The 13,639-nt window shown below is 39.4% G+C and carries 12 protein-coding genes; 4 read left to right on the top strand and 8 right to left on the bottom strand.

Annotation, left to right across the window (positions count from 1 at the left end; genetic code table 11):
• Positions 1-22: 22 nt before the first annotated feature.
• The 4 genes from PHO43_RS05045 to lipA all read right to left on the bottom strand — a co-directional run bounded on the left by PHO43_RS05045 (position 23) and on the right by lipA (position 3,671).
• Positions 23-895, bottom strand: coding sequence for a DUF58 domain-containing protein (locus PHO43_RS05045; protein WP_045090388.1), 873 nt, complete (start codon positions 893-895; stop codon positions 23-25).
• A gap of 23 nt (positions 896-918) precedes the next feature.
• Positions 919-1,914: an AAA family ATPase gene (locus tag PHO43_RS05040; protein ID WP_045090389.1), complete on the bottom strand. Its 996-nt coding sequence runs from the start codon at positions 1,912-1,914 to the stop codon at positions 919-921.
• Between the two features lie 104 nt (positions 1,915-2,018).
• Positions 2,019-2,726 (bottom strand): lipoyl(octanoyl) transferase LipB, encoded by a 708-nt coding sequence (gene lipB, locus PHO43_RS05035; protein WP_045091010.1) that lies wholly within the window; start codon positions 2,724-2,726, stop codon positions 2,019-2,021.
• Between the two features lie 81 nt (positions 2,727-2,807).
• Complete coding sequence (gene lipA, locus PHO43_RS05030) at positions 2,808-3,671, bottom strand: lipoyl synthase (RefSeq protein ID WP_053827167.1); 864 nt, start codon at positions 3,669-3,671, stop codon at positions 2,808-2,810.
• A 202-nt stretch (positions 3,672-3,873) separates the two neighbouring features.
• Between lipA and tgt the strand changes: the two genes are divergently transcribed.
• From tgt to PHO43_RS05015, 3 genes are all read left to right on the top strand, one after another.
• Complete coding sequence (gene tgt, locus PHO43_RS05025) at positions 3,874-5,004, top strand: tRNA guanosine(34) transglycosylase Tgt (protein WP_045090391.1); 1,131 nt, start codon at positions 3,874-3,876, stop codon at positions 5,002-5,004.
• A 44-nt stretch (positions 5,005-5,048) separates the two neighbouring features.
• Positions 5,049-6,152, top strand: a complete 1,104-nt coding sequence (locus tag PHO43_RS05020; protein WP_045090392.1) for an LptF/LptG family permease — start codon at positions 5,049-5,051, stop codon at positions 6,150-6,152.
• Positions 6,153-6,237: 85 nt separating this feature from the next.
• Complete coding sequence (locus PHO43_RS05015) at positions 6,238-7,047, top strand: peptidylprolyl isomerase (protein ID WP_053827165.1); 810 nt, start codon at positions 6,238-6,240, stop codon at positions 7,045-7,047.
• An 83-nt stretch (positions 7,048-7,130) separates the two neighbouring features.
• Here the strand turns inward: PHO43_RS05015 and PHO43_RS05010 are convergent, their stop codons facing one another.
• The 4 genes from PHO43_RS05010 to PHO43_RS04995 all read right to left on the bottom strand — a co-directional run bounded on the left by PHO43_RS05010 (position 7,131) and on the right by PHO43_RS04995 (position 11,200).
• Positions 7,131-7,904, bottom strand: coding sequence for a prephenate dehydrogenase (locus PHO43_RS05010; protein WP_045090394.1), 774 nt, complete (start codon positions 7,902-7,904; stop codon positions 7,131-7,133).
• A gap of 95 nt (positions 7,905-7,999) precedes the next feature.
• Positions 8,000-9,088 (bottom strand): bifunctional 3-deoxy-7-phosphoheptulonate synthase/chorismate mutase type II, encoded by a 1,089-nt coding sequence (locus PHO43_RS05005; RefSeq protein WP_045090395.1) that lies wholly within the window; start codon positions 9,086-9,088, stop codon positions 8,000-8,002.
• Between the two features lie 11 nt (positions 9,089-9,099).
• Positions 9,100-10,269, bottom strand: a complete 1,170-nt coding sequence (locus tag PHO43_RS05000) for a pyridoxal phosphate-dependent aminotransferase (protein WP_045090396.1) — start codon at positions 10,267-10,269, stop codon at positions 9,100-9,102.
• Positions 10,270-10,345: 76 nt separating this feature from the next.
• Positions 10,346-11,200: a prephenate dehydratase gene (locus PHO43_RS04995; RefSeq protein ID WP_045090397.1), complete on the bottom strand. Its 855-nt coding sequence runs from the start codon at positions 11,198-11,200 to the stop codon at positions 10,346-10,348.
• Positions 11,201-11,556: 356 nt separating this feature from the next.
• Here PHO43_RS04995 and PHO43_RS04990 point away from each other — a divergent pair, with 356 nt between their 5' ends.
• Positions 11,557-13,086 (top strand): peptide MFS transporter, encoded by a 1,530-nt coding sequence (locus PHO43_RS04990; protein ID WP_053827164.1) that lies wholly within the window; start codon positions 11,557-11,559, stop codon positions 13,084-13,086.
• Positions 13,087-13,639 lie beyond the last annotated feature (553 nt).

Raw genomic sequence — 13,639 nt, 5'->3', positions numbered from 1 at the left:
ACATTATGTAGTTTTTTCGTAATCAATGTTTTCTTTGTTGGAAAAGTTGTAGTAACGATTTAACATAATCACTCTCTGTAGAAACCGATATATTATCCACACCACTCTGCCTGAAAGCAATGTTCTTATTATTTTGCAAATTCTCCCACCAGGATCTGTAAGCATTCCTTACCCTCTTGGATGATGTATCAATCCATTGCTCACCACCCGTTTCAGGATCTCTCACCTTCATCAGTCCAACTGACTTCAGATTAGTGCTTAACTCATCATACACCTGGATTGCCACTATATCATGCTTGTTGTTTGCAATCTGCAAAGCCTTGCTATAGTCGGCAGAATCTATAAAGTCCGATATTAAAAATGCCGTGCATCTTTTCTTGATAGCATTAGTCATATACCTTATTGCCATATTGAGGTCGGTACCCTTACTATTCGGTTCAAAGCCCAATATCTCACGAATAATAAAAAGTATATGCTTCTTCCCTTTTTTGGGAGGTATAAACTTTTCAACCTTATCAGTAAAAAATATCACACCTATCTTATCATTGTTCTGTATTGCAGAGAAAGCCAGTGTTGCAGCTATTTCGGCTACCATATCACGTTTAAGAACCGATCTGGAACCAAAGCCCAAACTCTCCGACACATCAATCATCAGCATTACAGTAAGCTCACGCTCCTCCTCAAAAATCTTTATATAGGGTTTATTATAGCGGGCAGTAACGTTCCAGTCGATATCTCTCAGGTCATCACCATACTGATACTCCCTCACTTCAGAGAAAGCCATACCTCTTCCCTTGAAGGCTGAGTGATATTCTCCCGCGAAAATATTTCGGGAAAGACCACGCGCTTTTATCTCAATATGCCGTACTTTTTTAAGTAGTTCAGTTGCTTCCATCTATACCCTTATGCTCTTTCAGATTAAGGCACCTCAACCTTGTTCAGTATCTCGCTGATAATCTCTTCAGAGGTTAAATTGTTTGCTTCTGCCTCATATGTTAATCCAATTCTATGTCGCAGAACATCGTGGCATACTGCACGAATATCTTCAGGAATCACATACCCGCGTCGCTTGATAAAGGCATATGCTCTGGCAGCCAGAGCAAGGTTGATAGATGCACGGGGTGATGCTCCGAAATCGATCATATCTTTTAAACCTGACATGCCGTACTGCTCAGGGAAGCGGGTTGCAAATACAATATCAACAATATATTTACCTATCTTTTCATCTATATAAACTTCCTGTACAACTTTACGTGCTTCCAGTATCTCATCTGTTGAGACAACAGCACCATCAGTTGTAATCGGTTCAAATATATTGCGCTGAATAATCTGTGCTTCCTCCTCTTTTGTTGGATATGAGATAACTACCTTAAGCATAAAACGGTCAACCTGTGCTTCCGGCAGCGGATATGTACCTTCCTGCTCTATAGGGTTTTGTGTTGCCATTACCAGGAATGGATTTGGCAACCTGTATGTTTGTTCACCAATTGTAACGTTACGTTCCTGCATAGCTTCCAGAAGTGCACTCTGAACTTTAGCAGGTGCGCGGTTAATCTCGTCAGCAAGAACAAAATTAGCAAATACAGGACCATGTTTAACCAGGAACTCTTCGTTGCGCTGACTGTATATCATGGTTCCAATCACGTCCGCGGGCAGAAGGTCAGGAGTAAACTGAATACGGTTGTATTTTGCATCAATTAGCTGAGCCAGTGTTTTAATAGCCAGTGTTTTTGCCAACCCCGGCACACCTTCAAGCAGAATATGACCGTCAGACAGTAACCCTATCAACAGTGATTCAACAAGATGTTTCTGTCCAACTATTACCCTGTTCATCCCGGTAACCAATGTCTGTACAAAGGCACTTTTGCGCTCTATCCTCTCGTTTAACTCTTTAATATCAACAGTTTGGCTCATAAAATTTAATTGTTAAATGGATGTCTGTTTCACGAATCACAAATTTAGGAATGTTAAAGCGGTTTCATAAACATTTGTGGTTAAAAAAGATTAAGTAAATGAGATCAGTAAGTCATTCCAAACACTTCTGCAAAAGCCTCTTTCATTCTTTCTGAAACATCATTCATATCAATTTTTCTGTTAACCTCCTTTTCAATTGAAGTTACCCCTCTGTCGGTAAATCCGCAAGGATTGATATAATCAAAATAAGATAGATCAGTATTGACGTTAAGGGCAAGACCATGCATTGTAACAAAACGGCTCACTCTGACTCCTATTGCGCATATCTTACGCGCTTTAACCGGATCTTTTGAATCAATCCACACCCCCATGGCTTTCTCATCTTTATCACCTTCCAGACCGAAATGTTTTAATGTTTTAATCACTACATCTTCCAGCATGGAGATATATTTTTTAATGCCTATACCATACTCTTCAAGGTCGATAATCGGGTAAACCACAAGCTGACCAGGTCCGTGATATGTTATATCTCCACCCCGGTCAATTTCGTGGAGGTCGATATTTCTACTCTCACACAGATGTCTTGCAATCAGCAAATTCTGTCTGTTCCCACTTTTGCCGATTGTAAAGACATGCTCATGTTCACAGAACAGAAGATATTGCTTCAGGCTCTTTTCAGAGAAACCTTCAAGTCCCTCTTTTCCCTTCATATCAATTTTTTCATTGACAACCAAGTCAAATAACTTCTGCTGATAATCCCAGGCATCCTTATAACGTATTCGCCCAAGATTCTGAAACTCAACCCTCTTCATTACACCTGTTAACTCCCTCACTAAATTATTATTTAGAAACTTCTGATTTATTGTGTAATCTCAATCCTATACTGCATCTAATTAGATATGCCTTTCCGCATGATAGGAAGAACGGACCAAAGGACCACTCTCAACAAACTGGAAACCCTTTTCGAGTCCTATTTCCTTATATCTCTTAAACTGATCTGGCTTTATGAACTCCTTTACTGTAAGATGCTTTTTGGTGGGTTGCAGATACTGACCAATTGTAAGTACCCTGCAACCTACATTAATAAGATCATCCATGGTCTGTATAACCTCCTCCTCAAGTTCACCCAAACCAACCATGATTCCTGACTTAGGTTTCGCCTTTCCACTTTTTGCAATTGTCTCAAGTGTCTTCAGACTGGTGTCATACTTTGCTCTGCTGCGGATCTTGGGTGTAAGTCTTCTTACTGTTTCCATATTATGAGAAACAATATTAGGTCCTGAGTCAATCACAAGGTTAATATGCTCCTCTACCCCGTTAAAATCAGGAATGAGAGTCTCAATTGTCACATGCGGATTAACCTCTTTAACCTTTCTTACAGTTGTTGCCCAGAATCCGGCACCACCATCTGGCAGGTCATCCCTGTCAACACTTGTAAGCACCACATGCCTCAGTTCCATACTCTTGATACTTTCTGCCAGTCGCTCCGGTTCACCCCAGTCAACAATGCCTCTTGGACTGCCGGTCTTTACTGAGCAAAATCTGCATGCTCTTGTGCATATATCTCCTAAAATCATAAATGTTGCTGTGCCTCTGCCCCAGCATTCTGACATATTTGGACATTTGCCGCTAACGCAAATTGTGTGTAGTTTTTTTCTCGCTATAACATCTTTAACATTTAGATACTCCTTTCCCTGAGGGAGAGATATCTTCAGCCAATCAGGCTTTCTTGTCATTAATTCCGGTTTATTTTCCATAATAATTAACTATGTTTATGCACGTTGTAAAAAAACAACGAGTCATTATGTGATTTTAAAATGTAACTACTGACAAAAATACGATTTTATTCCACTTTACACTAATTCGTATCTGTTCATTGCATTTTTTAAGCAGGTACAATTCTATTTGTAACGTCAAAAACTCTATCTTTGCATTTAAACTTAACACAAAATAAGCGAGTTGGATTTCCAATTAATTCATACAGATACAAAATCGAACGCGAGAGCGGGACTGATCAAAACCGATCATGGTGAAATAGAGACTCCTGTCTTTATGCCTGTTGGCACCGTAGGCAGTGTCAAGGCGGTACATATCAACGAACTGAAGAGCGATATTGGTGCGGAGATTATTCTTGGCAACACTTATCATTTATATCTCCGTCCGGGATTAGAAATCTTAAAAGGTGCAGGAGGTTTGCATAAGTTCAACAGCTGGAACAAGCCGATGCTCACCGACAGTGGAGGTTTCCAGGTATTCTCTCTTACGGAAAACAGAAAACTCACAGAAGAGGGAGCTGAGTTCAGGTCTCACATCGATGGTTCAAAGCATTTCTTCACTCCGGAGAAGGTTATGGATATTCAGCGTACTATAGGTGCTGACATTATTATGGCATTTGATGAATGTACTCCGGGAGATGCTGACTATGCTTATGCCAAAGAATCACTTGAACTTACTGAACGTTGGCTGGAAAGATGTATTAAGCGCTTTAATGAGACCGAATGTCCGTATGGTCATAAACAATCTCTTTTCCCAATCGTACAGGGGTGTGTATATCCCGATCTTCGCCGCCGTGCTGCAGAGAATATCGCGGCACTGGAAGCTGATGGCAATGCTATTGGCGGATTAGCGGTAGGTGAGCCAACAGAGAAAATGTATGAGATGGTAGAGCTTGTAAATGATATTCTGCCAAAAGATAAACCCCGCTACCTCATGGGTGTGGGAAAGCCTGAAAATCTTCTTGAGGCTATTGAAAGGGGTGTGGATATGTTCGACTGTATAATGCCTACCCGCAATGGCCGCAATGGACAGATCTTCACCAAACAGGGTGTTATGAACATGCGTAACGAGAAGTGGAAGAACGACTTCTCTCCTATAGAGGAGGATGGTGCTTCTTATGTAGATACTCTCTATAGTAAGGCATACCTTCGTCATCTTATCAACAGCAACGAAATACTGGGATTACAGATTGCCTCAATTCATAATCTGGCTTTTTATATCTGGCTGATGAAAGAGGCTAGAAAACATATTATCGATGGCACTTTTTCTCAGTGGAAGCCGATGATGATTGAAAACGTTACACGCAGGTTATAGAGATCCTGATTTTTTATACCTTTGGAGCCAATATATTTAATTGCATGAGAATAGATAGGGATTATTACAGAATACAAAAACTTGATTGGTATATAATCAAGAAATTCCTGGGAACTTTTGTTTTCATGATTGCACTGATTATATCTATTGCAGTGGTATTCGACATAAATGAAAAGATTGATAAGTTCATGTCAAATAATGCAACTATTAATGGTATTATATTTGACTACTATCTCAATTTTATCCCATATTACACCAATCTATTCAGCCCTCTCTTCGTATTTCTTGCGGTTATCTATTTTACATCCAAAATGGCTAACAATTCAGAAATTATCGCAATACTCTCAAATGGCATCAGCTTCAGACGATTACTAAAACCCTACATGATCTCTGCTTTTGTTATAGCTATGTTTACATTTGTTTTCGGCAGCTTTATTATTCCACCGGCAAACTCAACTCGTATAGAGTTTGAACAGACATATGTTGACCCGAGAAAGAAGAAAACGGGTGACAGGGATATACAGTTTAAGGTGGGACCGGGCACTATAGTCTATTTTGATAATTTCGACCTGGCAAGTAATACCGGTTATAACTTCTCGATGGATCACTTCAATGATCTTGAACTTGATTCAAGACTGACTGCTCAGACTATTCGATATGACTCGGCATATAAATGGACAATCCGTAACTATCAGATACGAGAGTTTGACGGTATTCATGAGAAAATCACTACCGGCACATCTATTGATACTACTTTGTATATTGTCCCTAACGACTTTATCATAGCCTCTTCTGATCAACAGATGATGACTTCTCCTCAGCTTAGGAGTTATATAAAGAGTCAGAAAGAGCGTGGAATGGGAAACATACAGCCATTCCAGATTGAATACCATTCACGTATTGCAATGGTATTTTCTGCTTTTATACTTACTATTATAGGTGCCTCAATCTCTGCACGAAAGGTAAAGGGTGGCATGGGTCTTAATATCGGTATTGGACTGGCATTAAGCATGGCTTATATCCTCTTTATGACTGTAAGCTCAACCTTCGCGGTGAAGGGTAATATGAGTCCTTTTGTTGCTGCCTGGATCCCCAATATTATTTTTAGCGGTATTGCATTCTTTATCTATAAGAAGGCTCCGAACTAACAGTTAAACCCGAACTGCAGGGCAACAGTTTAAAGTGATTGGAGGACAAGTTAAACTTATTGGTTAATTAAATCGTCTGATTATTATGAAACGAAAAATATTACTATTGACTCTACTGGTATGCGCAACCATTGTAAGAGCGCAGACAAACTACCCTGTTGTGGTAATTGAAACCAACTATGGCACAATGAAGGCTATTTTGTATGATGATACACCTGTGCATAGTGAGCATTACCTTAAACTTATTAAAGATGGATATTTCAACGGAACACTTTTCCACAGAGTAGTAAAGAACTTTGTTATACAGGGAGGTGCACAGGACTCACGAAATGCTCCTCCTGGGATACAGATAGGAAGCGGTCGCTCTGACATGGAACTGATGCCTGAATTCAGAAAAAACAGGGTGCACAAAAAAGGTGCACTCGCTGCACCCAGAAAAGGGGATAATGAAAATCCGCAGAAGAAGTCCGACGCTTCCCAGCTATATATTGTACATGGACAAAAATATAGTGAGGGGCGACTGGATACAATGGAGATGGTAGTGAATGTGCCAATAAAGAATCAGTTAATAAGAACCTATTATAGTCCCCACAAAGCACGACTGGACAGTCTTGCCAAAATTGGAGAAAAGCAGGCTTTTAATAATTTACTGGATTCTACTCTCAGTATAGTTGACTCGCTATATGCAATTGCACCGGGAAAATTCATCTGGCCGGAAGGTGTTAAAGAGGCATACTCATCTGTTGGTGGAGTACATCACCTTGATGGTGAATATACCGTTTTTGGTGAGGTGATAGAAGGCTTAAGTGTTATCGACAAGATTGCAGCATTAGAGGTAGACGAAAGAAGCCGCCCAAAAACCGATGCAAAAATTATAAGAATATATGTAGAATAAAATATATTTCTGTAACTGGATTTAAAACAAAATAATCTAACCGGAGTGGTTAGATTATTTTGTTTTCTTTTTGCAGACAATTACTACTCAATATTTTTTCTGACTTCAGTCAAAAAGCTCTTCATCCTCTGAGAATCTTTGTTGTCGATAATATCAATCAGCTCCTTAAGCTTCTCCCGAATCTGTTCAACCTGCCCTGATGTGTAAGGATTGAAAAGTATCTCCGTTAAAAGAAAATCATCCTCAGAGAGCAAGCCCTGAGCAATATTCATATGACGTTTGAAAGTAGTACCCGGTGCATCCTGATGCTTCATTACAGAAGCAAATACAAGGGTGGATGCAAACGGTATTGATAATGAGTAGGCAATTGTCTCATCATGCTGTTTAAAAGTGTATTCAAATACATTTAGTTTCAAACCTTTATAGAGGTCTCTGAAGAATACTTTGCCAAGATGCGACGACTCAGTAATGATAATTGCGCTCTGTGTACTTAAATCACTCAGACTTGCAAAGGTGGGTCCAAACATTGGATGTGTTGAAACATAGGGGTGGTCGCACTTTTTATAGAACTCCTCTAACCCTGTCTTAACAGATGCAATATCACTAAGGATACAGTTCTTAGGAAGATATTCAAGTACGTTGTTAAATGCTTCAATAGTGAATTTTAGCGTAGCTGCATTTATAACCAGCTCAGGAGCAAACTCCTTCACATCGGCAGGGTCAGTCATCCTTTGCGTATTATAAATAAACCTCATCTTTTTGGGATCTGTATCCAAAACAGCCACCTCATGATCGAAACTGAGCACATCAGCAAAAAATGAACCCATCTTACCTGCGCCAAGAATTAATATTCTCATTATACTATTTAAATTATTCTATTGTCAAATTCTCTATACAGTCTGAAAAACTATATTTGAGTGTTCTAACTCTATTATGCTAATTAATAATCTTCCTATTCAGCCGATTTATTTCCCTTTTTCTCCCTCTCCATAATCAGCATCTGTTGTCTGACCGACTCCGAATGAATGGCTTCAAGTATTTTTTTTACAAAATCTCCCGACATCTCCATTCTCTCACCCTGGTATGCACGGTCGGTCAAAATCTGATCATATCTCTGTGTCTGAAGGATTGGCATATCATGCTCAAGCTTATACTGTCCAATTTCTCTGGATACACGCATTCTCTTGGCCAGAAGCTGCAATAACTCATTATCCAGCTCATCAATCTGCTCACGAAGTACCGACAGGTCTTCTGTTGTTTGCACAGTATCGCGAATAACAATCCTGTCGAGAATATCTTTAAGAGCAGCAGGTGTAATTTGCTGTGCTTTGTCGCTCCACGCATCATCTGGTGAACAGTGAGTCTCTACAATCAGACCGGTATAGTTGAGGTCCATGGCCTGCTGACTAAGCTTGAATATCAAATCGCGACTACCTCCAATGTGACTGGGATCGCAAAGAATTGGCAGTGTCGGGAATCTGCGTTTAAGCTCAATTGGGATGTGCCATTGCGGCAGATTACGATAGACTGTTTTATCTGTTGTGCTGAAACCGCGATGTATCACACCCAGCTTTTTAATGCCTGCATTGTATAGTCGCTCAAGTGCACCAATCCACAGCTCCAGATCAGGATTAACAGGGTTCTTAATCAATACAGGTATATCAACACCTTTCAGGGTATCTGCAATCTCCTGTACTGCAAACGGGTTGGCAGCTGTACGGGCACCAATCCAAAGCAGGTCGATTCCATACTTCAATGCCTCATAAACATGTTTTTCAGTTGCCACCTCTGTAGACATATACATGCCTGTCTCTTTCTCTGCCTCTTTCATCCATTTCAGTGCAGAACTTCCAATCCCTTCAAAACCACCCGGCTTTGTTCTTGGTTTCCATACTCCGGCTCTGAATATTTTAACTCCGGTTGCAGCAAGTTGTTTTGCAGTGGTCATCACCTGCTCTTCAGTTTCTGCACTGCAGGGACCCGCGATAACCAATGGTCTCTTTGCATCTATTCCCGGTAATAAAATTGATTCGAATTCCATATCTTAATTATTTAATTTTCTGTTTTAATTTTATTTTCTATTCTTCTATATGCTTCTTTGATCAGGTCGACCGACGACCCTAATGAGATGCGTATAAATCTCTCTCCATTACTTCCGAAGATAAACCCCGGAGTAATAAATACATTTGCTTTATATAGTATATCATTTATAAACTCTTCACTGCCAGACACCTCATCGGGGAGTTTACCCCATACGAACAGGCCGACCTGACTTTTATCATATCTGCAATTTAGCAGATCCATTATTTTCTCTGCCCATACCCTTCGCTCAGCATAAATCCTGTTCATATCTGTATGCCACTCGTCGCTATTGGAAAGAGCAGCTACAGTTGCCAACTGCATAGGTTTAAACTGCCCGCTATCAATATTACTTTTTGCCTTGAGTACCCATTTTACAAACTGTGCATTTGAGGAAAGCATACCCATGCGCCAGCCTGACATGTTATGCGATTTACTCAATGAGTTCAGCTCTATGCAGATATCTTTTGCACCGGGAACTGAAAGAATGCTCATGGGTTTATCATTCAGTATAAAACTGTAGGGGTTATCATGACAGATTATGATTTCATGCTTTTTCCCGAAAGCAACCAGCTTCTCGAACAGCTCGGTAGATCCTTTTGCTCCGGTTGGCATATTAGGGTAATTTACCCACATAAGTTTAACACCTGACAAATCCATCTTTTCCAATGCATCAAAATCGGGATACCAGCCATCATCTTCCAGTAGGTCATACTCTATAACTTTTGCTCTGAGCAGATTGGAAACCGATCTGTATGTAGGATACCCTGGATTGGGAACCAATACTCCATCACCCACATTCAGGAAAGTCATTGATATATGAAGAATACCCTCTTTTGATCCAATCAGAGGCAACACCTCGTCAACAGAGAGATCAACATTGAAAAAACGCTTATACCAACCTGCATATGCTTTCCTAAGCTCAGGTATACCGGTGTATGGCTGATATGCGTGAACATCTGGTCGCTGTGCCGATAAACAGAGTGTCTCTATAGTCAATTGCGATGGCATACGGTCGGGTGCTCCGACGGCCAGACTAATCACATTCTTCCCTTCTGCATTCATTCGTGCAACTTCAGCAAGTTTCACAGAGAAGTAATATTCTGATATCGATTTTATATGTTCTGCCGGTTCAATACTCATAATATCTTATAATGTTCTTTATTACTTTTTCTACTACCTGTTATTTTATAACTACTTTACTTATAACCAGTTCTTCTTACTGATCCTGATTCATTTTATGTTTCTCTTCGCGGTACTCACCGAGTACTTTCAGATTACTTATCAGAGGCATTATTGCATCAATCGATTGCTTATAACGGTTATAATCGCTAAAAGTTAGATCGATGTAAAACTGATACTCCCACTCTCTGCCTACTATTGGGAGTGACTGAATTCGTGTCAGGTTGATACCGTAGAAGGATAATACTGATAATACTTTTGACAGACTCCCCTCATTATGAGGAAGTATGAATACGAGAGATGATTTATTTATATTATTCTCTTTCTGTACTTCACGCAGCATATCACCTTTTGCCAGGATTAGGAAGCGGGTGAAGTTTCTTTTATTTGTCTCTATCCCCTCTGCAAGAATATCCAATCCATATATCTTTGCGGCAAGACTACTGCATATTGCAGCTGTTGACCTCATATTCTTCTCCTTTATATCTCTGGCTGCCAATGCTGTATCATCATGCTCAACAATCTTGATACCGGTCAGTGTATCGAGAAACTCTTCACACTGCATCAACGCCATCGGATGCGACATAACCTCCTGCACTTCATCAATTTTTACTCCAGGCAAGACTGCAAGTGAGTGCGAAATCCGCTGTTTCTGCTCTCCCGCTATCTGTAATTTGTTTAATTTCAGAAGATCATGATTTTGCAATAAACTACCGGCAATGGTATTCTCTATTGCCATAATACCTATAAGATCCGGATCTTTTTCTGCCTCAATAAATATATCCTTAAATGTGCTGCAAGGCACAATTTCCAGTTCCTCACCCTTAAAATACTCACGTGCTGCGATTTCGTGATATGCTCCTACTCCACCTTGTATGGCTACTCTTTTCATACTCTTTCTTATAAAAGAAAAAGTCCCATCGTGTTATCGACAGGACTTTATTTTATTTTGATATGTTTTTTATCTTCATTCTTTGCATATAAAATCCTGCCTTCACCTACTAAAGTAAAAGTAAAAACCGAAAGAATATGCAAAAATTGAATTGTTCACTTTATTGCTTTTTTTGTGATAATGAGTGCAAATGTACTAAATTTTTTATATTTCCAAACAATATGACGAGAAAATATTACAAGTAGCACTCATTCATCACATTTCGTAAAATCCTTCTGCGGTAATTATAAAAATCTTGTTATATTTGCCATTTAAATTTCCCGGAAACTATATTATATTAACTTAATAAATACACAATGTTTAAAAATCATCCAAAGGGCTTGCTGGCTGCTTCGCTGGCAAATATGGGAGAGAGATTTGGTTTTTATACCATGATGGCTATACTCTCGTTGTTTATAATGACAAAATTTGGTCTCGACGAGACTCAAACAGGTATCATCTACTCAATCTTTTATGCATCTATCTATCTGCTTGCACTGGTAGGAGGATTGCTGGCAGATAAAACCCGTAATTACAAGGGAGTTATATTAACCGGGCTGCTACTGATGACTCTCGGTTACATCATTATTGCTATTCCAACTCAAACTCCGGTACCTGCCGATAAGTTTGGTCTACTTCTGGCTTTAACATCTTTTGGTCTTCTTGTTATCGCCTTTGGCAACGGTCTTTTCAAAGGTAACCTGCAAGCGCTGGTGGGACAGATGTATGACAATCCTCAATATGCTAAAATGCGTGACTCAGGATTCCAGCTGTTCTATATGTTTATAAATATTGGTGCAATTTTCGCTCCATTTCTTGCTATTTGGGTAAGAAACTGGTGGGTTGAGAAAAATGGTTTCACATATATTGCTGACCTGCCTGACCTTATTCATCAATATCTCGGAAATACAATTACTCCTGAAGGGGTAAACAGACTTCAGCAACTTGCTTCTAATGTTGGTCACACTGATCTTACAACATTTGCAAATGAGTATCTGAATGTGTTTACTACTGGATTCCATTATGCTTTTGCAGTTGCAATTTTTGCAATGCTTATCTCTTTGGTAGTATTTATTACAAACAAAAACAGATTCCCAGACCCTGCAAATAAAAAGGTAGTAGCAGAAAACGGTGAGGCTATTGTTGAAATGGATGTTAAAGAGGTTAAACAGAGACTATACGCACTGTTTGCAGTTTTTGCAGTGGTAATCTTTTTCTGGTTCTCTTTCCATCAGAACGGACTCACACTTACATATTTCGCAAAGGACTTTACCAATCTCAGTCTTATAAAGATCGACCTGGGAGTTGTTACTCTTCAGGGAGCTGAAATATTCCAGTCGATTAACCCATTCTTCGTAGTATTCCTTACTCCAATCATCGTTGGCTTCTTCGGATGGCTGAGAGCTAAAGGCAAAGAGCCCTCAACTCCAAGAAAGATAGCAATAGGTATGGGTATTGCTGCATTAGCATACGCTGTAATGGCATTAGGCTCAATGGGTCTGCCACTGAAATCGGAAGTTGACGCTATGGGTGGATTAACCGACGCAGCTCGTGTAACACCATGGTTACTTATCGGAACCTACTTTATTCTAACTGTGGCAGAGCTGTTTATCAGCCCACTTGGTATCTCCTTCGTATCTAAAGTTGCACCTCCAAAATATCAGGGAATCATGCAGGGTGCATGGCTTGGAGCAACTGCAGTTGGGAACAGTCTGCTGTTTATCGGAGCAATCTTCTATACATCATTCTCAATGACTGTTACATGGATGCTGTTTGTAGTTGCGTGTCTCATATCAATGTTCACTATGCTTGCAATGGTGAAATGGCTTGAGAAAATTGCAAAATAGAGTAGATTATAAAATCAGTAAATCGAGTAGGAAGAATACTAGTAGTTTTCTTCCTACTTTTCTTTTTCCTACCTCTCACACCACAATAACCATAATGTCAAAAAAAATCATTTTACACATAAAACCTAACAAAGGGTTGCTAATTAAAAAATCAACAACCCTTTCACGAAAATGAAAAGCAAAAAACATCTCTTTATACTCTCTCACTAAATAAAATACATTTCCTACTACTTCAAAGTTATTATCTGAGAATTTAATCTATACGAATATAATGTATAATAAATAATAAAATTTCTATTCACTACAAGCAACATTGGATAATTCTCAAATTTGTACATAGTGGTATCAAAATGATCACAAGTTTTAATTTTTTCATATATAATCACTCTCGGCAAATTTTATTTGTATACCCCTGAGATGTGTAACTATTTTTGTGCACTACCTGGAACGGGAACAGTAAATCCTGACATATCCATTTTGCCAATATTAATGTCAGCAGGAGTATAATTAAGTGGTGACGCTGTCATAGCATCCCATGTAACTACCTGACCTG

The organism is Lascolabacillus sp. (assembly GCF_028696275.1).
In the GTDB taxonomy this organism is placed as follows: domain Bacteria; phylum Bacteroidota; class Bacteroidia; order Bacteroidales; family Dysgonomonadaceae; genus Proteiniphilum; species Proteiniphilum massiliensis.
This window is presented reverse-complemented; position numbering and strand designations above follow the sequence as displayed.